The organism is Roseomonas elaeocarpi (assembly GCF_042433915.1).
GTDB lineage: Bacteria > Pseudomonadota > Alphaproteobacteria > Acetobacterales > Acetobacteraceae > Roseomonas > Roseomonas elaeocarpi.
Genome location: NZ_JBHLUN010000009.1, coordinates 45,758 through 66,513 on the forward strand (window position 1 = coordinate 45,758; position 20,756 = coordinate 66,513).

16 protein-coding genes, 1 tRNA gene and 2 pseudogenes are annotated in these 20,756 nt (G+C 74.6%); 6 read left to right on the forward strand and 13 right to left on the reverse strand.

Annotation, left to right across the window (positions count from 1 at the left end; translation table 11 throughout):
* Positions 1–89 precede the first annotated feature (89 nt).
* Both glnA and ACFFGY_RS13860 read right to left on the reverse strand, forming a co-directional pair.
* Positions 90–1,532, reverse strand: coding sequence for a type I glutamate--ammonia ligase (gene glnA / locus ACFFGY_RS13855; protein WP_377045093.1), 1,443 nt, complete (start codon positions 1,530–1,532; stop codon positions 90–92).
* Between the two features lie 128 nt (positions 1,533–1,660).
* The gene (locus ACFFGY_RS13860) at positions 1,661–1,999 is read right to left on the reverse strand and encodes a P-II family nitrogen regulator (protein ID WP_377045094.1); all 339 of its coding nucleotides are present in this window, start codon (positions 1,997–1,999) and stop codon (positions 1,661–1,663) included.
* A 435-nt stretch (positions 2,000–2,434) separates the two neighbouring features.
* Here ACFFGY_RS13860 and ACFFGY_RS13865 point away from each other — a divergent pair, with 435 nt between their 5' ends.
* The 4 genes from ACFFGY_RS13865 (at position 2,435) to ACFFGY_RS13880 (ending at position 5,712) form a co-directional block, all read left to right on the forward strand.
* Positions 2,435–3,619: an aminotransferase gene (locus tag ACFFGY_RS13865; RefSeq protein WP_377045095.1), complete on the forward strand. Its 1,185-nt coding sequence runs from the start codon at positions 2,435–2,437 to the stop codon at positions 3,617–3,619.
* 58 nt (positions 3,620–3,677) lie between these two features.
* Positions 3,678–3,753: transfer RNA gene (locus ACFFGY_RS13870), tRNA-His, on the forward strand.
* 70 nt (positions 3,754–3,823) lie between these two features.
* Positions 3,824–5,158, forward strand: a complete 1,335-nt coding sequence (gene ubiM / locus ACFFGY_RS13875; RefSeq protein ID WP_377045096.1) for a 5-demethoxyubiquinol-8 5-hydroxylase UbiM — start codon at positions 3,824–3,826, stop codon at positions 5,156–5,158.
* Positions 5,159–5,190: 32 nt separating this feature from the next.
* Positions 5,191–5,712, forward strand: coding sequence for a histidine phosphatase family protein (locus ACFFGY_RS13880; protein ID WP_377045097.1), 522 nt, complete (start codon positions 5,191–5,193; stop codon positions 5,710–5,712).
* 2 nt (positions 5,713–5,714) lie between these two features.
* Here ACFFGY_RS13880 and cobS read toward each other — a convergent pair whose 3' ends face one another.
* The 3 genes from cobS to ACFFGY_RS13895 all read right to left on the reverse strand — a co-directional run bounded on the left by cobS (position 5,715) and on the right by ACFFGY_RS13895 (position 8,988).
* Positions 5,715–6,479 (reverse strand): adenosylcobinamide-GDP ribazoletransferase, encoded by a 765-nt coding sequence (gene cobS, locus ACFFGY_RS13885; protein ID WP_377045098.1) that lies wholly within the window; start codon positions 6,477–6,479, stop codon positions 5,715–5,717.
* On the reverse strand, positions 6,476–7,495 hold the full coding sequence (gene cobT, locus ACFFGY_RS13890) for a nicotinate-nucleotide--dimethylbenzimidazole phosphoribosyltransferase (RefSeq protein WP_377045099.1): 1,020 nt from the start codon (positions 7,493–7,495) through the stop codon (positions 6,476–6,478). Before cobT ends, cobS begins: the two co-directional genes overlap by 4 nt.
* Before the next feature lie 119 nt (positions 7,496–7,614).
* Complete coding sequence (locus ACFFGY_RS13895; protein WP_377045236.1) at positions 7,615–8,988, reverse strand: cobyrinate a,c-diamide synthase; 1,374 nt, start codon at positions 8,986–8,988, stop codon at positions 7,615–7,617.
* 212 nt (positions 8,989–9,200) lie between these two features.
* On the opposite strand from ACFFGY_RS13895, the gene ACFFGY_RS13900 reads away from it, so the two are divergent.
* Positions 9,201–10,352: a cobalt-precorrin-5B (C(1))-methyltransferase gene (locus ACFFGY_RS13900; protein ID WP_377045100.1), complete on the forward strand. Its 1,152-nt coding sequence runs from the start codon at positions 9,201–9,203 to the stop codon at positions 10,350–10,352.
* 74 nt (positions 10,353–10,426) lie between these two features.
* Here ACFFGY_RS13900 and cobM read toward each other — a convergent pair.
* The 3 genes and pseudogenes from cobM to cbiE form a co-directional block, all read right to left on the reverse strand.
* Positions 10,427–11,176, reverse strand: a pseudogene (gene cobM / locus ACFFGY_RS13905) (precorrin-4 C(11)-methyltransferase); the annotation flags it as partial.
* Positions 11,173–11,568: a cobalamin biosynthesis protein gene (locus tag ACFFGY_RS13910; protein WP_377045101.1), complete on the reverse strand. Its 396-nt coding sequence runs from the start codon at positions 11,566–11,568 to the stop codon at positions 11,173–11,175. The pseudogene cobM and the gene ACFFGY_RS13910, both read right to left, overlap by 4 nt.
* Positions 11,565–12,830: a precorrin-6y C5,15-methyltransferase (decarboxylating) subunit CbiE gene (gene cbiE, locus ACFFGY_RS13915; protein ID WP_377045102.1), complete on the reverse strand. Its 1,266-nt coding sequence runs from the start codon at positions 12,828–12,830 to the stop codon at positions 11,565–11,567. Before cbiE ends, ACFFGY_RS13910 begins: the two co-directional genes overlap by 4 nt.
* Positions 12,831–12,940: 110 nt before the next feature.
* Between cbiE and ACFFGY_RS13920 the strand changes: the two genes are divergently transcribed.
* Positions 12,941–13,867 carry a cobalt-precorrin-6A reductase gene (locus tag ACFFGY_RS13920; RefSeq protein ID WP_456316168.1) on the forward strand — a complete coding sequence of 309 codons (927 nt, stop codon included), beginning with the start codon at positions 12,941–12,943 and terminating at the stop codon, positions 13,865–13,867.
* Here ACFFGY_RS13920 and cobJ read toward each other — a convergent pair.
* The 5 genes and pseudogenes from cobJ to cobN form a co-directional block, all read right to left on the reverse strand.
* Positions 13,855–14,583: pseudogene (cobJ, locus tag ACFFGY_RS13925) on the reverse strand (precorrin-3B C(17)-methyltransferase); the annotation flags it as partial. The gene ACFFGY_RS13920 and the pseudogene cobJ sit on opposite strands and share 13 nt — an antisense overlap.
* 152 nt (positions 14,584–14,735) lie before the next feature.
* Entirely contained in the window at positions 14,736–15,458 is a 723-nt protein-coding gene (locus ACFFGY_RS13930) for a precorrin-2 C(20)-methyltransferase (protein WP_377045104.1), read from the reverse strand.
* Positions 15,459–16,085 (reverse strand): precorrin-8X methylmutase, encoded by a 627-nt coding sequence (locus ACFFGY_RS13935; RefSeq protein WP_377045105.1) that lies wholly within the window; start codon positions 16,083–16,085, stop codon positions 15,459–15,461.
* The gene (cobG, locus tag ACFFGY_RS13940; RefSeq protein ID WP_377045106.1) at positions 16,082–17,332 is read right to left on the reverse strand and encodes a precorrin-3B synthase; all 1,251 of its coding nucleotides are present in this window, start codon (positions 17,330–17,332) and stop codon (positions 16,082–16,084) included. The genes ACFFGY_RS13935 and cobG overlap by 4 nt, the downstream gene beginning before the upstream one ends.
* Positions 17,329–20,754: a cobaltochelatase subunit CobN gene (gene cobN, locus ACFFGY_RS13945; protein WP_377045107.1), complete on the reverse strand. Its 3,426-nt coding sequence runs from the start codon at positions 20,752–20,754 to the stop codon at positions 17,329–17,331. The genes cobG and cobN overlap by 4 nt, the downstream gene beginning before the upstream one ends.
* Positions 20,755–20,756: the final 2 nt, after the last annotated feature.

The following is a 20,756-nucleotide window of genomic DNA, read 5'->3' on the forward strand; positions in this document are numbered from 1 at the left end:
ATCACGGCGCCGATGCCCGGAATCCCGCCCCCCGGAACGCAGAAAGGGCGCCCGGAGGCGCCCTTTCCATGGACCGGAGGGAACAACCCTCAGGCCGAGTAGTACATCTCGAACTCGACCGGGTGCGGGGTGTGCTCGAAGCGGAACACGTCCTGCCACTTCAGCTCGATGTAGCTCTCGATCTGCTCCTTCGAGAACACGTCGCCGGCCAGCAGGAACTCGTGGTCGGCAGCCAGGCTCTCCAGCGCCTCACGCAGCGAGCCGCACACCGTCGGGATGTCCTTCAGCTCCTCCGGCGGCAGGTCGTACAGGTCCTTGTCCATCGGCTCACCCGGATGGATCTTGTTCTTGATCCCGTCCATGGCGGCCATGGTGAGGGCCGCGAAGGACAGGTAGGGGTTCGCGGTCGGGTCGGGGAAGCGGACCTCGACGCGCTTGGCCTTCGGGCTGGTGGTGTAGGGGATGCGGCAGGAGGCCGAGCGGTTGCGCGCCGAGTAGGCCAGCAGCACCGGCGCCTCGAAGCCCGGGATCAGGCGCTTGTAGGAATTGGTCGAGGGGTTGGTGAAGGCATTGATCGCCTTGGCATGCTTGATGATGCCGCCGATCGCGTAGAGGCACATCTCCGACAGGTCGGCGTAGCCGTTGCCCGCGAACATCGGCTTGCCATCCTTCCAGATGGACAGGTGCGTGTGCATGCCCGAGCCGTTGTCGCCGTAGATCGGCTTCGGCATGAAGGTCGCGGTCTTGCCGTAGCTGTGGGCGACGTTGTGGACGCAGTACTTATAGATCTGCATCTGGTCGGCCATGGTCAGCAGCTTGCCGAAGCGGGTTCCCAGCTCGTGCTGCGACTGCGCCACCTCGTGGTGGTGCTTCTCGCCCGGCAGGCCCATCTCGATCATGGTCGAGAGCATCTCGGCGCGCAGGTCGACCTCGGAATCCACCGGAGCCACCGGGAAGTAGCCGCCCTTCACCAGCGGGCGGTGACCCATGTTGCCTTCCGGGTAGTCCTTCATGTTGGCGCCCGGACCCTCGACGCTCTCGAGGCGGTAGCTGCCGAAGTTGCCGCCGGTGCCGAACTTCACGTCGTCGAACACGAAGAACTCGGCCTCGGCGCCCACCAGCACCGTGTCGCCGATGCCCGACGCCGCGACGTAGGCCTCGGCCTTCTTGGCGGTGCCGCGCGGGTCACGGCCATAGGCCTGGCCGGTCGAGGGCTCGATGATGTCGCAGAACAGGATCAGCTGCGGCTTGGCCGAGAACGGGTCCATGCAGGCGTTCAGCGGGTCGGGCATGAGGATCATGTCGGACTCGTTGATGGCCTTCCAGCCGGCGATCGAGGAGCCGTCGAACATGATGCCGTCGACGAAGGTGTCCTCGGACACGGTCGAGACGTGCTGCGCCGTGTGCTGCCACTTGCCCTTCGGGTCGGTGAAGCGGAAGTCCACGTACTCGACGGAGTTCTCCTTGATCATCTCCATGACCCGGGAGACGCCTTCCGGGATCCCCGGGGATGCTGCGGGCTGCTTCGCCATCGTGTCGGTCCTGTTTCCCTGCGTTTGGGCAGTCACGTTGCGCGGGTTTGCCCCGCATCCAGCCAGCCGCGCCGGCGCTCGCCCGGCTTACCCGGGGCGTCGCCTCGCGGCCGGAATTCCTCAGAAGATCAGACGGCGTCCTCGCCGCGCTCCCCGGTGCGGATGCGGATCACCTCCTGCACCTCGCTCACGAAGATCTTGCCGTCACCGATGCGCCCCGTGCGCGCCGCGGCCGAGATCGCCTCGATCGCGCGTTCCGCCAGGTCGTCGGGGCAGATCACCTCAATCTTCACCTTGGGCAGGAAGTCCACGACGTACTCGGCGCCGCGGTAGAGTTCCGTATGCCCTTTCTGCCGGCCGAATCCCTTGGCCTCCACGACGGTCAGGCCCTGGAGCCCGATCTCGTGCAGCGCGTCCTTCACCTCGTCGAGCTTGAAGGGCTTGATGATGGCCTCGATCTTCTTCATCGGCTCTGCGTCTCGTCTCCCGGCGCCGCGTCAGGCTGCGGCACGCGTTGCGTTCCCCGACCACCTCGCGCCGGCTCAAACGGCGCAGAACAGGTTTCCCGCCAGGCGAGGATCGTGGGACGGTGTTGCACGCCCCGTGCCGCGCGGGCAATGGCCACGGCCACCTGTTTTCACCCCCGCCCGGGCGTGGGAGCGCTAATCCCGGCGGCATGCTGCTTAATTCTGGTGCAGTCATGCAGGAAGGTCTTGTTGCACCCTCCTGCCCGCACCCCCAATATCGCGCCGACCCCTCTTGGCCCGAAGCGGGAGCGCGACGTCGCCCGGACGTGGCCTCCTGTTTCGGGCCGAACCCTTCCGATCCTGGCGGCCGGACGCGGCGCGCCATCCCCGGCCGCCCACGTCGCCGGAACACAGCGAGGCAAGACCGATCCCGCCATGAAGCCGCAGAACAGCCTCCTTTCCGCGACCGGCACCACCGTGTTCACCGTGATGTCGGCCCTGGCGGTGCAGCACGGCGCCATCAACCTCGGCCAGGGCTTTCCGGAACAGGAAGGGCCGGCCGACGTGGTCAAGGCCGCGGCCGACGCGCTGCTGGACAACCGCAACCAGTACCCGCCGCTCACCGGCCTGCCGGAGCTGCGGCAGGCGGTGGCCGAGGCCAACCGCCGCTTCTACGGGCTGGAGATCGACCCCGCTTCCGAGGTCGTCGTCACCTCCGGCGCCACGGAAGCGCTCACCGCCGCGCTGATGGCGGTGGTGGACCCTGGCGACGAGGTCGTGCTGATCGAGCCCCTCTACGACACCTACCTGCCGGTGGTGCGGCTGCTGGGCGCCACCGCCAAGCTGGTGCGACTTTCGCCGCCCAAGTGGGAGCTGCCGCGCGCCGAGCTCGCCGCCGCCTTCGGCCCGAAGACCAAGGCGATCCTGCTCAACACGCCGATGAACCCGGCGGGCAAGGTCTTCACCGCGGCCGAGCTCGCCTTTATCGCCGACTTGGTGGAGCGGCACGACTGCTACGCCATCTGCGACGAGGTCTACGAGCACCTCACCTTCGACGGCTGGCGCCACATCCCGCTGATGACGCTGCCCGGCATGCGCGAGCGCTGCCTGCGCATCGGCTCGGCCGGCAAGACCTTCAGCCTGACCGGCTGGAAGGTGGGCTACATCACCTGCGACCGTTCGCTGGCCGCCAACGTGGCCAAGGCGCACCAGAACCTGACCTTCACCACGCCGCCCAACCTCCAGCGCGCCGTGGCCTTCGGCCTTGCCAAGGAAGACAGCTACTTCACCGAGCTCGCCGACGACCTCGCCCGCAAGCGCGACCGGCTGGCGGCGGGGCTGCGGGGCCTGGGCTTCGGGGTGCTGCCGGCGCAGGGTTCCTATTTCATCACCGCCGACTTCCGCCCGCTGGGCTTCACCGGCGACGATGTGGCCTTCTGCCGCCACATCACCGAGGCGGCCAAGGTCACCGCGATCCCGGTCAGCGCCTTCTACGCCGGCCCCGACGCGCCGACGCACTACGCGCGCTTCGCCTTCTGCAAGACCGACGCCGTGCTGGACGAGGCGCTGAGCCGCCTGGCCGCCTGGAAGGAGAGGGCACCCTTCGCGAAGGCGGTGTGATCTGCGGCGGGCGGGATTGACGACACCCGGCCTGCCGCCCTAAACCCCGCCGCGTGCGGCGGCCTTAGCTCAGCTGGTAGAGCGCCACGTTGTGGTCGTGGATGTCACGGGTTCGAGCCCCGTAGGTCGCCCCACCCCTTAACGCCTCCCCCAACGCTCGCCTTTCTCGCGCACGCTCCCATATGCCGGATTGAGAATACGGCCATGTTGGAGCCCCGAAGCCCGGCGATGCAGTTCGACCCCCCGCAGTCCGACTCCTCTTCCCCGCAGGCTGGTTCCCCGCAGCCCGCCAGCCCGCGTGCCGACGCGGCGTCGCCCGGCGCCGGCCCTGCCGAACCCGGGCCCTTCGACGTGGTGATCGTGGGCGGCGGCCCGGTGGGCCTGGCCTTCGCCCGCAGCCTCGCCGGCACCGGCCTGCGCCTCGCGGTGGTGGAACGCCAGGACGAGGCGACGCTGGCGGAGCCGGCGCCCGATGGCCGCGAGATCGCGCTCACCCATCATTCCCAGCACCTGCTGCGACAGCTCGGCGCCTGGGCGCACATCCCGGCCGAGGCGCCCTCCGCCCTGCGCGAGGCGCGGGTGCTGAACGGTTCCTCGCCCTACGCCCTGCGTTTTGATGTCGAGGATCGGCCCGAGGCGGCGCTGGGCCAGCTGGTGTCCAACCACCTGATCCGCCGCGCCCTGTTCCGCAGCCTCGCCGAACAGGAGGGTCTGACGCTGTTGTGCGGCGTCGAGGTGGTCTCCGCCGCCACCGAGGGCGAGACCGGTCGCGTCACCCTGGCCGATGGGCAGGTGCTGCGCGCGCGGCTCGTGGTGGGAGCCGACACGCGCTTCTCGGCGATGCGTCGCTTCCACGGCATCGCCGCCGACGCGCACGACTTCGGCCGCTCCATGCTGGTGGGTCGCCTCGCGCATGAGGGCGACCACGAGCACGTCGCCACGGAATGGTTCGACGAGGCGCAGACGGTCGCCATGCTGCCGCTCAACGGCCGCGTGTCCTCGCTGGTGCTGACCCTGCCGGCGCCCGAGATCGAGCGCCTCGCCAAGGCACCGGCCGAGGAGTTCAGCGAGGAGATCACCCGCCGCTACCGCGCCCGTCTCGGCCGGATGCGGCTGATCGGGGGGCGGCACGTCTACCCGCTGGCGACCACCTATGCCCGCCGCTTCGTGGCGCCGCGCTTCGCGCTGATCGGCGACGCGGCGGTGGGCATGCACCCCGTCACCGCGCACGGCTTCAACCTCGGCCTGCGCGGCGCCGACACGCTGGCGCAGGCGATCCGCGCCGCACTGCGCGCCGGGCGGGACGTGGCCGACCCGCGGGCGCTGCACCGCTACGAATCCGCGCATCGCCGCGCCACCTGGCCGATCTACACCGGCACCAACCTCGTGGCGCGCCTCTACAGCGAGAGCAGCCTGCCCGCCCGGCTTGCCCGCCACGCGGCGCTGCGCCTGGGCAACCACTTCACGCCCTTTAAGCACGCGGTGCGCGCCATGCTGATGGAAAGCGAGGCGCCGGCGCGCGGCGGCCACACCGGCTGAGCCGCCGCGTCGCCCTGCTGCGCCACCTGCCGGTGGTGGCGCCGCCCGGCCTTTGTTACGGCCGCCTCGACCTGGAGGCCCGCGCCATCCTGCCGGAGGAGCGCCGGGTGATCCTGGCGGCGCTGCAACCGCTCCGCTCGCCCCGCTGGTACTGCAGCCCCGCCGAGCGCTGCCGGGCCTTGGCCGCGGCGCTTGAGGCCCCGCCCGCCTGCCTCGACCCGGCGCTGCTGGAATTCGACTTCGGCGATTGGGAGGGCCGGTCCTGGGACAGCATCCCGCGCGACGCCCTGGACCGCTGGGCCGCCGACCCGGCCGGCTTCACGGCCTCCGGCGGCGAAAGCACGACCGCCTTCACCGTCCGCCTGCGCGGCGTCGCGAACCATCTGCTGCAACAGGAGGGCGACGCGGTGGTGGTGGCGCATGGCGGCCCTCTGCGCCTCCTGCCGGCGATGCTGCGCGGCGAGAACCCCGACCTGCTGGCCGCCACACCGTCCTGCGGCAGCGTCACGCTAGTCACCCTGCCGACGGATGCTGGCCCGCGCCGTTCCGCCTGACCTCAGCGCGCGAGCATGGCGGCAAGGAGGCTCAGCACCACCGCTTCCGTCACCTGCTCCGCCGCGCCCAGCACGTCGCCCGTGTGGCCGCCCACCTGCCGGCGGGCCATCCTGCCGACCGCCACGGCGCAGCCAACCGCCGCCACCGACGACAGCGCGGCCGCCATCGGGGGCAGGGCGAGGCACGACAACCCTGCCAGCAACAGCCCCGTCGCGGTGACGCCCGCGCCCGGTCGCCCCAGCGCCGCCGCCAGCCCGTCCGGCCGCGCCGCACCTTCCAGCCGCAGCAGGACCAGGATCGCACCCCGCCCCAGCGCCCCGGCAGCCACCAGCGCGGCCAGCACCAGCGTAGGCTCCCGCAGCGACACCAGTGCCGCGCCCCTCAGGCCGAGCGACAGGATCAGCGCCAGCACGCCGTAGGAGCCGATGCGGCTGTCGCGCATGATCTCCAGCTTCCGCGCCACGGTGCGACCGCCGCCGAAGCCGTCGGCGGTGTCGGCCAGCCCGTCCTCGTGCAACCCGCCCGTGAGCATCAGCAGCCCCACCAGCGTCCACCCCGCCGACAGCACCGTCGGCAGGCCCGCCGCGCAGCCCAGCCCGTAGCCCAGCCCTCCGATCGCCCCGACCGCCGCGCCCACCAGGGGGAAGGCCCAGACGGTGCCGCCCAGCGGCAGCATCTCCCGCGGGGCCCAGCGCGCCACCGGCAGCCGGGTCAGCACCATGGCCGCCAGCACCAGCTCGGCACCCCGGCGGCGCAGCGGCGTCACGCGGGGCGGTCCGACACCCCGGCCTCGCCGAAGGTCGCCATCCCCTGATGACAGGCGAGCGCCGCGCGCAGGATCGGCACCGCCAGGGCCGCGCCGCTGGCCTCGCCCAGCCGCAGCCCGAGGTCGAGCAGCGGCTCCAGTTCGAGTTCGCGCAGCAGCTCCGCCCCGCCATGTTCCGCCGAGCGGTGCGCCGCCGCCGCGTGGTCCAGCCCGTCCGGCCGGAGCACCCGCAGCGGCGCCACGGCCGCGCCGCACACGAAACCGTCCAGCAACACCGGCACGCCGTGGTGCCGCGCAGCCAGGGTGGCGCCCAGGATCGCCGCCAGTTCCCGCCCGCCCAGCGCCGCCGCGAGGCGCAGCGGATCGCCCGCCAGCGCGGCGTGGCGCCGCACGGCCGCGTCCACCACCGCCTGCTTGCGCGCGAGGCCGGCTTCGTCGAGCCCGGTGCCGCGCCCGGCCCAGCGCCGCCCGCCGCCACCGAACAACCCGGCCGCCAGCGCCGCCGCGGCGGTGGTGTTGCCGATCCCCATCTCGCCGAGGCAGAGCAGGTCGGTGCCGGGTTCCACGGCATCCCACCCGGCGCGCACCGCGTCGAGGAAGGCGGGCTCGTCCATCGCCGGGTGGTCCGTCATGTCGCCGGTCGGGTCGTCGAGGCGCAGCGGCACCACCCGCAGCCGCGCCCCGGCCACCGCGGCGATCTGGTTGATGGCTGCCCCCCCGACCGCGTAGTTGGCCACCATCTGCGCCGTCACCTCGGGCGGGAAGGGCGAGACGCCCTGTTGCACCACGCCGTGATTGCCGGCGAAGACCAGCACCTCCACCCGCTCCAGCGCGGGTTCCGCCCGGCCCTGCCAACGGGCGAGCCAGGCCACCAGCGCTTCCAGCCGGCCCAGGCTCCCCGCGGGCTTGGTCAGCCGTGCCTGGCGCGACACCACCGCCGCGGCGGCGGCCTCGTCGCCCACCGATACTTCGGTGCAGAGCCGCCGGAGCGCGGCGAAATCCTCGATGATCGGCATCGAAACTCCTAGTTCCGCGCGCATCCGGGGCGTCGCGGCGCTGGTCATGGTTGGGCGGTGCGTCCGCCCGGCGTCAGAGCCTTCCCATGTCAGGACTGCCCCGTGTCGGGGCTTCGGTGTCAGGGTTCCGCCCGCGCGATGGCGTGGAAGAAGGAGCCGCTGACCCGCCCCCGCTGCCCGCCGGCCTCGCCCAGCGGCTTGCCGTGGCCGTCGCGCAGCGCGGCAAAGCGCGCTTCGCCGCCGGTCGCCTCGCTCTCGGTGGCGTAGTGGAACTCGTGGCCGCGCAGCAGCGTGCCGGCCGGCCCCAGCGGACCGTCGCGCAGCAGCCGCGCTTCGCGGTAGCCGAGCGTCATGCGCCGCCGGGCGAAGCTCGTCTCGTGCCCCAGCAGCCCGGCCATGGCATGCCGCTCCCCGGCCGCATCGGTGATCGCCTGGCCCAGCACCATGTAGCCGCCGCACTCACCATGCACCGGCCGGTCCCGCGCGAAGTCCCGCAAGCCACCGAGGAAGCGCCCACTCGCCGCCAGCCGCCCGGCATGCAGCTCGGGATAGCCGCCCGGCAGCCAGCAGCTGTCGCACCCCTCCGGGGGCGCCTCGTCCGCCAGCGGCGAGAAGGGATGGATCTCCGCCCCCAGCCGCCGCCATCCTGCCAGGAGATGCGGGTAGGCGAAGCTGAACGCCGCGTCCGAGGCCAGTGCCACGCGCTGTCCCGGCGGCGGCAGCGCCGCGCCGCCCGGCTCCGCCACGGCCGCGACCGGCCGCGCGGCGCGCAGGATCGCGTCGAGGTCGAGCGCGCTCTCGCCCAGCTCCGCCAGTCGCGCCAGCAGCGCGGGCAGGGTGCCGAGCTCGCGCGCCTGCACCAGCCCCAGGTGCCGCTCCGGCAGGGCGATCGCGGGTTCGCGCCCGAGGCAGCCCAGGACGGCGATCCCGGCCTGCTCCATGGCCCTGACGGCGCCGTCGCGGTGGCGCGGGCTCGCCACCCGGTTCAGCACCACGCCGGCCACCGCAACGTCGGGCCGATGCGTGGCGAAGCCCCGTGCCACCGCGGCCGCGGACTGCGACTGCCCGCTGACGTCGAGCACCAGCAGCACCGGCAACCCCAGCGCCGCCGCCACGTCCGCCGAACTGCCGGAGCGCCCGTCCTCGGTGCCGAGCCCGTCGAAGAGCCCCATGGAGGCCTCCGCCAGCAGCAGCGCGCCGCCGGAACCGTCGGCATCACCGCCGGCCGTGGGGAAAGCCCCCGGAACCGCCGCACCCGGCGCGGCAGGCCCTCCGACAGCCCCCGCGGCCACCGCGCGCAGCAGCGGCGGCGGCATGGCCCAGCTGTCGAGGTTGGGGCTGCTAAAGCCGGTGGCCGCCTCGTGAAAGGCGCCGTCGATGTAGTCCGGCCCGGACTTCGCCGCCCGCACCCGCACGCCGCGCCGGCGCAGCGCCGAGAGCAGCGCCAGCATCACCGTGGTCTTGCCCGAGCCGGAGCGGGGGGCCGCCACCATCAGGCCACGCGGATCGGGGCCGTTCACGGGATGCTCCGCTGACAGCATGAGGAGTGGGAGAACGCCGGGAATTTCGGCTGCGAAGGAGGGCGGGGGAGTGACGCGGCGCAGGGCCAGGAAGACAGGGATAGCACCACCCGCACGCAGGCCTCCGCACCCACTCCGCCCTTCCGCGTAAGCCCCGCGGCATGACAGTTCCGGCGCGAGCCCCTATGTTGCCGCGCGTGGAACCGGAACCCCCAGCCGAGGCAGCCTCCGTGCCCCCGCTGCGGCGCGGCTGGACCACCGGGGCCTGCGCCACGGCGGCGGCCAAGGCCGCCTACGCCGCGTTGCTGACCGGCGACTTCCCCGATCCCATCTCCATCCACCTGCCCGGTGGCGAGGAGCCCGCCTTCGCGTTGGCGGAAACCAACCTGGGTGAGGGCTCGGCCACCGCTGCGGTGGTGAAGGATGCGGGTGACGACCCGGACGTGACCCACGGCGCGCTGATCCGCGTCACGGTGCGCCACGCCGCACCAGGCAGCGGCATACAGTTCCGCGCCGGCCCCGGCGTCGGCACGGTCACCCGCCCCGGCCTGCCGCTGCCGCCCGGCGAGCCCGCGATCAACCCCGTGCCGCGCCGCATGATCACCGCGGCGCTCGACGCCCTGGCACCCAACGGCGCGGCCGACGCGGTGGTGGAGGTCTCGATCCCCGGCGGCGAGGTGCTGGCCGAGCGGACGCTCAACGGCCGCCTCGGCATCCTGGGCGGGCTGTCGGTGCTGGGCACCACCGGCATCGTGGTGCCCTATTCTTGCTCCGCCTGGATCCACAGCATCCATCGCGGCATCGACGTGGCCCGCGCCACCGGCCTGACCCACCTGGCGGGCGCCACCGGCAGCAGCTCCGAGGCCGCGGTGCGCGCCCATCACGGGCTGACGGAAGCCGCGCTGATCGACATGGGCGACTTCGTCGGCGGCATGCTGAAATACCTCCGCCGCCACCCCGTGGAGCGCGTCACCGTGGCCGGCGGCGTCGCCAAGATCACCAAGCTGGCGCAGGGCCGCCTCGACCTCCACTCGAAGCGCGGCAGCGCCGACCTCGACGCCCTGGCGGCGCTGGCGGCCGAGCTCGCGGCGCCCGACGCGCTGCCCGCCGCGATCCGCGCGAGCAACACCGTGGCGGAAGCCTTCAACCATGCCGCGGCGGCCGGCTTCGCGCTGGGCGACGCGGTGGCGCTGCGGGCCTGGGAAACCGCCGCGCACGTGCTGCTCGGCGCCGATACGCAGCTGGAGGTGCTGATCTTCGACCGCGAGGGCCGGCCGATGGGGCAGGCGCCGTTCCGTCACGTCTCGCCGCCTTCGGCTCGGGACGGGGTGGCCTGAGCGGAGACAGGCTGGGCAGCAGGTGCCTGAGCGGGCTCGGCCTCGGCAGGCGCGAACTGGGCGCCGCCGTCGCGGCCGCGGAAGCGCCTCTGGTAGTCGGGCGAATACAGCGCGCTCTCGCGGAAATCCTCGGTCTCCAGCGCCCGCCCCACCAGCACCAGCGCCGTGCGCTCGGCCGGCGCCTCCGCCATCCGGTCCAGGATGTCGCCCAGCGTGCCGCGCACCACGCGCTCATCCGGCCAGCTCGCCCGCACCACCACGGCAACCGGGCACTCCGCGCCGTGGATCGGTTGCAGCACCTCGACGATCCGCGGCAGCGCGTGTACCGCCAGGTGGATCGCCAGCGTCGCCCCGGTCGCCGCGAAAGCCGCCAGGTCCTCGCGCTCCGGCATCCGCGAGGCGCGGCCCGGCATGCGCGTCAGCACCACGCTCTGCGCCACCTCCGGCACCGTCAACTCCCGGCGCAGGGCCGCGGCGGCGGCGGCGAAAGCCGGCACGCCCGGCGTCAGCGTGTAGGGGATGCCCAGCGCGTCGAGCCGACGCAGCTGCTCCGCCAGGGCCGAGTAGATCGACAGGTCGCCGCTGTGCAGCCGCGCCACGTCCTGCCCCGCCGCGTGGGCGGCCACGACCTCGCGCTCGATCTCGTCGAGGCTGAGCGGCGCCGTATCCACCAGCCGCGCGCCCGGCGGACAGTGTTCCAGCATCGCCGCCGGCACGATGGAGCCGGCGTAAAGACAAACGGGCGAGCGCGCGAGGATGTCGCGCCCGCGCAGCGTCAGCAGGTCGGGCGCACCCGGCCCGGCGCCGATGAAATGGACCGTCACCGAACCTCCTCCACCTCGGCTAGCGCGCAGGTCACAGCGGCCGAGGCGATGCGCGGCAGGATCAGCCGCCCGCCATCCCCGGCCGCCGCCAGCGCGCAGCCCTCCGCCACCGAGGCGATCCCATGTTCCCGCGCCGCTCGCTCCGAACGCGTCGGGCAACGGTCCTGCACCGCCAGCAGCGCATCCTGCGTCACGGTCGCGACGGGCAGCGCCATCTCGTCCGCGGCGGACAGCAGGGCGGGCAGCGCAGCGCGGAAGGCCGGCACCGCCAGCAGCCCGGCGCGCCGCCCGGCCTCGCGCTCCGCCCGGCGCACCAGCGCCACGACCTCCGCCGCCTCGCATCCCGGGCGGCAGCCGATCCCGGCCACGACGGCGCTCGTCGCGGCGGTCACGAGGCCGCCCCGGCGCGTACCGCGCTCCACTGCGTCACCGTCATGGCCGGACGCATCCCGTGCATCCGGCCGACCCGGTCCAGCCGCTCCACGCCGATGCGCGTCAGCGCGCCGCCCCAGCGCTCCCAGGCGCGCAGCAGCGCCATCTCGCCTTCCACCGTCACCACGTTGGCCACGATCCGCCCGCCGGGCCGCAGCGCCGCCCAGCCGGCGTCCAACACACCCGGAACGCTGGCCCCGCCGCCCACGAAGACGGCATCCGGCGGCTCCAGCCCCGCCAGAGCCTCCGGCACCGTGCCCGTCACCACCCGCAAGCCCGGGACGCCCAGCGACAGGGCGTTGCGCGTGGCCCGCGCCGCCCGGTCCGCGCGCGCTTCCACCGCGACGGCGCGATTGCGCGGGTGCTGCAGCATCCACTCGATCGAGACCGAGCCGGAGCCCGCGCCCAGGTCCCACAACAGCTCGCCCTCGCGCGGCGCCAGGGCGGAGAGCGTCATGGCCCGGATCTCGCGCTTGGTGATCTGCCCGTCATTCTCGAACCACGCATCCGGCAGCCCGGGCGCGAGCGGCAGGACGCGGGCACCCGGCTCTGCCACCACCTCGACCGCCAGCATGTTCAGCGGGTCCACCGTTGCCGGAACGCCGGCCGTGATGTCGCGCACCCGCTCCCGCGCCGCGCCCAGCGCTTCCAGGAGGATCAGTCGGCTCGCGCCGAAGCCTTCCGCCCGCAGGTAGGCCGCCACCTGCGCCGGCGTCGCGGCATCGGCCGACAGGCAGAGCAGCCGCGCGCCCGGCTGCAGGCGCGGCCGCATGGCCTCGATCGGGCGGCCGCAGAAGGAAAGCTCCGCCACCTCCTGCATGGCCCAGCCCAGCCGCGCCCGGGCCAGCGAGAAGGCGGAGGGCGCCGGAAGGCACAGCATCTCGCCGTCCCCCACCAACGCCCGCAGCGCCGACCCGACGCCGAAGCAGAAGGGATCGCCCGAGGCCAGCACCACCACGGCCTCCCCACGATGTTCGAGGATCGCGCGGTAGCCGTCCCGCATCGGGCTGGGCCAGGGATGCGCCGTGCCGCGGATCAGCGGTGCCGCCAGCGCTAGGTGCCGCGCCCCGCCGAAGACATGGGCGGCGGCACCCAGCAGCGCGCGGGCTGCGGGCGCCATCGCCTCCGGCCCGTCCTCGCCGATACCCAGCACGCTGAGCCAGGGCGCGGAGTGGGCAGCGGGGCTGATGGCTGGCCCCGCGGATGAGGGAAGGCCCGTCATGGTGCCGGAGCCGCCCGGACACAGGGGAGATGCGCCCATGGAAGGACCGGGCGTGGCGGAAGAGGCGGGCAGGGGCGGAGCCGCGGCCGCCGCGTGCTACGGTCGGCCGCATGAGCATCCCACCGACCCGCGTCCTGATCCTGGGCGGCAGCACCGAGGCCTCCGCCCTGGCCCGGCTGCTGGCGGGCCATGCGCGCTTCGACGCGCTGCTCTCGCTGGCCGGCCGCACCCGCGCGCCGCGCCCGCAGCCCCTGCCGAGCCGCAGCGGCGGCTTCGGCGGCGTGGAAGGTCTGACGCGCTTCCTCGGCGGGGCGGGCGTGCAGCTGCTGGTGGACGCGACCCATCCCTTCGCCGCGGCCATGTCGGCGAACGCCGTCGCGGCCGCCCGCCTCGCGGGGCTGCCGCTGCTCCGCCTCGACCGGCCGGCCTGGACGGCGGGCGAGGGCGACCGCTGGGCCATCGTGCCCGACATAGCGGCCGCCGCGGCCGCGCTCGGCACCGTGCCGCGCCGCGTGCTGCTGACCGTGGGCCAGAAGGAGCTGCGGCCCTTTCGCGACGCGCCGCAGCACCGCTACCTCGTCCGCTCCATCGAGCCGCCCGATCCGGACAGCCTGCCGCCCGGCGCCACCTGCATCACCGATGCCGGCCCCTTCACCGAGGCGGCGGAACGGGCGCTGCTGCTCCGGCACGGAGTCGAGGTGATCGTGTCCAAGAACTCCGGCGGCACCGCCAGCGCGGCGAAGCTCGCGGCGGCGCGGGCGCTGGAACTGCCGGTGGTGATGGTGGCGCGGCCAACGCTGCCTGCGGCCGAGACCGTGCCCGATGCCGGGGCGGCGCTGCGCTGGCTGCTGCGTCACGGCGCCGCGTCCTCGCCCGCCGCGGCAGGCTCCGTCGCCTGGCCCGCGCCCGTGCTGCCGCCGGGGACAGTGACACGGGCGGAAGCTGGCGCCGCGTCCTCGCCCGGCGCGACGGCGGATTGCGCCGCGTCGCCCGCCAGCGAGGCCGGGCCGCTGTCCGGGGCGGAGCGCGGCGCGTAAACCCAGGACCCGCCGTCGGCGCGGGGCAGCAGCCGCGTTTCCGCCGTGCCCACCATCACCAGCGTCCGCATGTCCGCCATGGCCGGCAGCGCCTCGCCCAGCGTGGTGACGACCACGCGCTCATCCGCGCGCGACACGGCCGTGGCGAAGATCACCGGGATGACCGCCGGCAGGACCTCGCGCAGCAGCTCGAAGGCCCGGCCCAATTGCCAGGGGCGGGCGCGCGAGATCGGGTTGTAGAGCGCCACCGTGAACCCCGCTTCCGCCGCCAGCCGCAGCCGGTGCTCCACCAGTGCCCAGGGCTTGAGGTTGTCGGACAGCGAGATGGCGCAGAAATCATGCCCCAGCGGCGCCCCGGCCCGCGCCGCCACCGCGAACATCGCCGAGACCCCAGGCAGCACCGCGAGGTCGATCTCCCGCCAGCTGACGGGCCCCCGCTCCATTGCCTCGAACAGCGCCGCGGCCATGCCGAAGACGCCGGCATCGCCGGCCGACACCACCGCGACGCGGCGGCCTTCCGCCGCCAGCCGCAGCGCCGCCGCGGCGCGCTCCAGCTCCACCCGGTTGTCGGAGGCGTGGCACCGCAGGCCCGACCGCGCCGGCACGCGGGCGAGGTAGGGGCCGTAGCCCACCGCGTCGGTGGCGGTGCGGAGAGTCTCGGACACCTCGGGCGTCACCAGCCCGGCGCCGCCGGGGCCCAGCCCCACGACGCGCAGCCATCCGCCCGGAACCGGTGGACCGTCCGCGCCGCCGGCGCCGGCCCCGGCGCGCGTGCCGGTCACGCCGTCAGCCGCGGAGCCCCGTGCATCGACCCCACCGGCCTTGCCCTGGGCAGGCACCGTGTCGGCGCCGTCCGTTCCGTTCCCCGTCATCGTGGCCGCTGCCGCCCCGGCACCAGCACGAGCGAGAAGTACGGCGCCGGCCCGTCGCCCGCCTCGCGCAGCGGCAGGATGCGCTCCGTCGCCTGGGTGCCGCGCTCCACGTAGATCGCGCGCTCCGCCAGCCCAGCGGCTTCCAGCGCGGCGCGGATCTTGGGCAGGTTGCGGCCCACCTTCATCACCACCGCCGCGTCGCCGCCGCGCAGCCGCTCCGCCAGGCGCTCCGCCGACAGGGTGCCGGGCAGCACCGTCAGCACGTCGTCGCCGTGCACGATCGGCTCCCCGGCGCGGGTCCAGCAGCCGCTCATGGCGGTGATGCCGGGCACCACCTCCTGCGGGAACTCGTCGCGCAGCCGGTCATACAGGTACATGGAGGAGCCGTAGAAGAACGGGTCGCCCTCGCACAGCAGCGCCACGTCGCCACCCCGCAGCGCCTCCGCCAGCCGCGCGGCGCAGTCCTCGTAGAACCGCGTCATGCCCTCGGCGTAGCGCGGGTCGCGGAGCGGGACCTCGGTGGTGAAGGGGTATTCGAGGCGCAGCTCCCGCACCTCGGGCCGCAGGTAGCCGGCGGCGATCGTGCGCGCGTGGCCCGACCGGCCGGCCTTGGCGAAGTAGGCCACCGTCGCCGCCTCGCGCAGCAGCCGGGCGGCCTTCACCGTCACCAGCTCCGGATCGCCGGGTCCCAGGCCCAGCGTGTAGAGCGTTCCCGCCACCTATTCCGCCTCGCTTGCCAGCGCATTCACTGCGGCGACCGTCATGGCGCTGCCGCCCAGCCGGCCCTCAACGATCATCCAGGGCACGTCGTGGCGTTCCCGCAGCGCCTGCTTGCTCTCGGCCGCGCCAACGAAGCCCACCGGCAACCCGATCACCGCGGCCGGGCGCGGCGCCCCGGCGTCCAGCATCTCCAGCAGGTGAAACAGCGCGGTGGGCGCGTTGCCGATCGCCACCACGGCGCCGCCGAGCTGCTCGCCCCACAGATCCAGCGCCGCGGCCGAGCGCGTGTTGCCGATGCGCTTCGCCAGCGCCGGCACCTCGGGCGCGTCGAGCGTACAGACCACGGCGTTGCCGGCCGGCAGGCGCGGGCGGGTGATGCCGTGCGCCACCATCTTGGCGTCGCACAGGATCGGCGCGCCGCGCAGCAGTGCCGTTCGCGCCGCTTCCGCGAAGCCCGGCCCGAAGCGCAGGGCGCGCGTCACCTCCACCATGCCGCAGGCGTGGATCACCCGCACCGCCACCCGCGCCTCGATGGGCGAGAAGCCGGACAGGTCGGCCTCGGCGCGGATCGTCGCGAAGGACTGGCGGTAAATTTCGGCGCCGTCGCGGATGTAGTCGTAGCTCATGCCGTTTCCTGCCCTTCGGCATCCCCCGTGGCCCGTAGCAGCGACGCGGCCTCCTCGATGGTGAGGCCGACCGCCGCCGGCAGGTCGCGCGCCGTGCCGCCGCGCACCAGCCCGTAGCGGCCGTCCGCGCCGCCCACCAGCACGGCCCCGGCCGTGCCGGGATGCGCGCAGCCTTTGCCGCAGCCCGAGAGGTGCAGCAATCCCCGCGCCGGCACGGCGCCCAGCGCCAGCAGCCGCGCCGCCGCCGCGGCGGTGTCCACGGTGCCGCTCGCACAATGCGGCGCTCCTGGGCAGGCGAGCAGCCGCAGGCGCGGGTCCGCCGCCTCAGTGATGCCGCCCACCCGCCGCAGCCGCTGCAGCACCTCCGCCGCATCCGCGCGCGCCACGCCCGGCAGCAGCAGGAGCCGCCAGGGCGTCACCCGCAGCGTGCCGTCGCCGAAGCGCTCAGCCAGCGTCGCCATCCCATCCAGTGCCTCGGGGTCCAGCCGCCCCAGCGGCAGGCCGGCCGCCGCGAAGCCGCGCGCCGTGCCCGCGTAGCCCCGGAACCCGGCCGCCGGTGCCGAGGCGAAGGGGGTAGGGGGCTGTTCCGCCACCAGGCCTGCCGCCGCCCAGAACCCGTCCTCGCCCAGCGCCGAGACCAGCCCGCGCAGGCGCCGCGCCTCGCCGCGCCGGTCCAGAAAGAGGCGGATCAGCCGCGACGCCGCTTCCGCCGCCTCGTCCCAGCGGCAGCGCAGCGCCAGGCGCGCACCGTCGGGCCGCAGCCACACCGCGTCGCCCACCGCCCGCAGGTGCAGGTCGCCTGCCACCTCGCCCAGCGGCAGGACGCCGCCACCCTCGACGGTCAGCCCGAACTTGCCCGGCAGCGCGCCGGCGGAGCGGTCGCCCAGCACCGCCTCCAGCCCGTCGAGCAACGCTTCCAACCGTTGGCCCAGTGCCGGGTCGCTCCCCAGCAGCACCGGCGGGAGGAGGTTGCGCTGCCGCTCCACCGCCGGGTCGGCTTCCGCCAGCCCCGCGCGCAGCATCGCCGCGGCGAAGGGCCCGATCGCACCATCGTCGAGGCCCCGCACCTGGAGGTTCGCGCGGTTGGTCAACCCGATCCAGCCCGCGCCCCACCGCCGTGCCTCCGCCGCCAGCCTCCGGGCCTGCGCGGCCGACAGCCCGTGCCGGCGCGGCTTGATCCGCACGATCCAGCCGTCGCCGGAGCGCATCGGCTCCGCCAGGCTGGGGCACCAGCCGCGCACCGTCACGGCCCGTCGAGCTCCGCCAGCACGGCGTTGCGGCGCGGCTGCCAGAACCCGCGCTCCAGCGCCTCGCGGAAGCGCGCGCGCAGCGCGGCCAGCGCCTCCGGATTGTGTTGCGCGAGGAAGTCGCGCACCTCCCGATCCTCCAGCGTGGCGGCGTGGAGCAGGTCGAACTGCGCGTCGAGGCGGACCGGCAGCGTGGCGGCGAAACCGTGCAACGCCTCCACCGCGCGCGCGATCTCGGCCGCGCCGCGCCGCCCGTGGCGCATCTGCCCCTCGATCCAGCGCCGGTTGGCGGCGCGCCCCCGGACCACCCGCGCGATCTCCTCCGGCAGCGAACGCAGGCGCGGCGCGTCGGGCCGGCTGGTGTCGGCGTGGTAGAGCGCCGGCGCGCTCCCCTCGGCGGCGGCCGCCGCCGCGAAGCCGCCGGCATGGGCGGCGTAGTCGGGGCTGTCCAGCAGGTCCGTCTCGGCATGGTCCTGCGTGTGGAGAAAGGCTTCCGCCGCGGCGACCCGCGCCCGGAAGGCCGCCGGCGCCGCGACGCCCTCGCGCCCCTGCGCATAGCCCGCCGCCGAACCCTCGACGTAGAGCGCCGCCAGCTCCGCCCGCCCGTTCCAGCCGCCGCGCGCCAGCCGGTCCTCCAGCCCCGTGCCGTACTGTCCCGGCGCCGCGCCGAAGATCCGCACCGCGGCCTCGCGCCGCGCCGCGTCCTCCATCCCCGACAACGCCGCCGCCAGCGGGTTCCAGGCCGCCGCCTCGTCGCGCGCCGCCACCGCGGCGACCGCCATGTCGAACAGCGCGATCTGCGCCGGGAAGGCGTCGCGGAACAGGCCCGAGATCCGCAGCGTCACGTCCACGCGCGGCCGGTCCAGCAGCGCCAGCGGCACGACCTCGACCCCGCTGGCGCGGCCCGAGCCCGCATCCCACAGCGGCACGACGCCCATCAGCACCAGCGCCAGCGCCAGCTCCTCGCCACCGGTGCGCAGCGTGGCGCTGCCCCAAAGGTCGATCACGGCGGAGCGCAGGTGGTCGCCCTGTTCCTGCCGGTGCCGGCGCAGCAGTTCCGCCGCCGCCTTTTCCGCCAGCACCAGCGCCGATCGCGTCGGCACCGTCCTGGGATCGAGCGCGAACAGGTTGCGCCCGGTGGGCAGCACGTCGGCTCGCCCCCGGCTCGGCGCGCCCGCCGGGCCTGGCGCCACCATCCGCCCGTCCAGCGCCGCCAGCAGCGCCGCCGCCTCGGCCCCCGCACTCCGGTCCAGCGCGGCGGCCAGCGCGGCGGGCGCGACCTCCGGGCAGGACCGCTCCAGCGCTTCCAGCAGCAGGGCGCGGCGCTCGGCGGCCGGGGGCTCACCGAAAACGTGCAGCCCGTCGCGGATCTGCATTTCCTTCACGTCGCACAGGTAGGCATCCAGCCGCGCCAGCGCCTGTTCCTCCGACGCCTCGCCGGCTGGAACCTCGGCACCGCTTTCCCGCAGTAGCCCGCAAGCCGCCGCGCGCCCGAGGATCTCGCCCCGCAGCATCGCGGTGCGCCGGCGGTCGAGCCCGTCGGCCGCGGCGTACTCGTCGATCAGCCGCTCCAGCACCGCGCCCTCCGCCCCGAGGCCGGCAGGACGCAGCGGCGGCGTCAGGTGACCGACCGTCACCGCGCCCAGCCGGCGCTTTGCCACCGCCGCCTCGCCGGGATTGCTGACGATGAAAGGGTAGATCACCGGCAGCCCGCCCGCGATCGCCACCGGGGCGCAGCCGTCCGACAGCGCCACCGCCTTGCCCGGCAGCCATTCCAGCGAGCCGTGGGTGCCGAGATGCACCAGGGCATGGATGCGCTCCGCCCGGCGCAGCCAAAGGTAGAAGGCCAGGAAGCCGTGCCGCGGCGGCAGGTCGGGATCGTGATAGCTCGCCTTCCGCGCCGCCGGGTCGCCGCGATCGGGCTGCACCGCCACGAGGCACTGGCCGAGGCGCAGGTGCCGCAGGTGGAAGGCGCCGTCGCGCAGCAGCGGATCGGCTTCCGGTTCCCCCCAGGCCTGGAGGACAGCCTCACGCAGGGCGGCGGGCAAGGTGCGGAAGCCGTCGCGATAGGCCGCCAGCGTCAGCACCGGCCGCGCCTCGCCCCGGCACAGCGCCTCTGCCAGCGCGTCGCTGTCCGGCAGCACTCCGTCCGACTGCGCCCCAGCCGGCGAGGCCGTGTCCGGCGCATCCCCACCGCCCACCCGGTACCCCGCCTCGCGCAGCCGCCGCAGCAGCGCGGCCAGGCTCGCGAAGCTGTCGAGCCCCACGGCGTGCCCTTCCTGCCCGCCGACGCCCGGATAGTCCGACAGCACCACCGCCACCCGCCGCTCACCCGGCGAGGCCAGCCGCAGCCGCGCCCAGTCGGCGGCCCGCTCCGCCGCCAGCGCGATCCCGTCCGGCGAGGGCGCCAGCACGGCGCGGGCGAATTGCAGCCCGGCCACCGGAGGCGCTTCCGTCTTGAAGGCGACCGCGCCGGTGAGCAGCCGCCCGTCCAGCTCCGGCAGGGCGACCTGCGCCGCCAGGTCGCTCTGCCCCAGCCCGCGCGACGAGGCCACCCAGGCGTCCCGCGAGGAGCTCGCCACCACCAGTTGCAGCACCGGCACGCCCGCGGCGTCGAGCGGCGAGCCGGCGTCCTCGCGGCGGGCCGAGAAGGCGGTGACGTTGAGCACCACCGCCGGGCACCAGCCCCGCAAGGACACCGCCACGCCGGCCGCCGTGGCGGCGGTCTTCAAACTGTCCACGAACAGGGCGCGCACCCGCAGGCCCCGCGCCCGCAGCGCCGCCGCCAGTGCCTCTACCGGCGCGGTGTCGCCCGACAGCAGGTGAGACCGGTAGAACACCACCGCCGCCAGCGGCGCGTCCGGCGGGTCCTCGCTGGGCAGGGGATGTTCGCCCCAGGCCGGCAGCCGCTCCACCAGCGCGCCGTCATCCGCGCCGAGCCCGGCCAGGTGCCGCATCAGCCGGATCGCCGAGGCCGCGTTGCGCGGCCCGCCCTCGCGCAGCAGCGCGTCCAGCCGGCCCCACTGCGCCGCCGCCACCGTGGACATCGCCCGCAGCCGCTCGTCGTCGCGCCCGTCGCCGGGAAGCAGCGCCAGCGCGATCCCCTCGGCCCGGCACAGCGCCGCCAGTTCCTCCGCGCCGTAGCGCCAGTATTCCAGCCCGCCCAGCAGCCGCACCACGACGCAGCGCGCCGCCGCCAGCGTCTGCTGAAGGTAAAGGTCCACCGACATCGGGTGGCGCAGCGAAGCGAGCCGCGCCAGTCGCATCTCGGGCACATCCCGCATCCGCTCCCAGGCGCCGGCCACCGCGCCGAGGTCGCTGTCGGAGAAGCTCAGCAGGGCCAGCGGCGCCGGCTCCTGCTCGAGATCCACCGCCGCCTCGGCCTCATCCAGCGTGCGCGCTTCGCGGAGAAGGATGTGCACCG

Bases quoted from the DNA above. Each gene is read 5' to 3' on its own strand.
- glnA (WP_377045093.1), bottom strand. From the start codon at position 1,532: ATGGCGAAGCAGCCCGCAGCATCCCCGGGGATCCCGGAAGGCGTCTCC.
- ACFFGY_RS13860 (WP_377045094.1), bottom strand. From the start codon at position 1,999: ATGAAGAAGATCGAGGCCATCATCAAGCCCTTCAAGCTCGACGAGGTG.
- ACFFGY_RS13865 (WP_377045095.1), top strand. From the start codon at position 2,435: ATGAAGCCGCAGAACAGCCTCCTTTCCGCGACCGGCACCACCGTGTTC.
- ubiM (WP_377045096.1), top strand. From the start codon at position 3,824: ATGTTGGAGCCCCGAAGCCCGGCGATGCAGTTCGACCCCCCGCAGTCC.
- cobT (WP_377045099.1), bottom strand. From the start codon at position 7,495: ATGCCGATCATCGAGGATTTCGCCGCGCTCCGGCGGCTCTGCACCGAA.
- ACFFGY_RS13895 (WP_377045236.1), bottom strand. From the start codon at position 8,988: ATGGTGGCGGCCCCCCGCTCCGGCTCGGGCAAGACCACGGTGATGCTG.
- ACFFGY_RS13900 (WP_377045100.1), top strand. From the start codon at position 9,201: ATGTTGCCGCGCGTGGAACCGGAACCCCCAGCCGAGGCAGCCTCCGTG.
- cbiE (WP_377045102.1), bottom strand. From the start codon at position 12,830: ATGACGGGCCTTCCCTCATCCGCGGGGCCAGCCATCAGCCCCGCTGCC.
- ACFFGY_RS13920 (WP_456316168.1), top strand. From the start codon at position 12,941: ATGAGCATCCCACCGACCCGCGTCCTGATCCTGGGCGGCAGCACCGAG.
- ACFFGY_RS13935 (WP_377045105.1), bottom strand. From the start codon at position 16,085: ATGAGCTACGACTACATCCGCGACGGCGCCGAAATTTACCGCCAGTCC.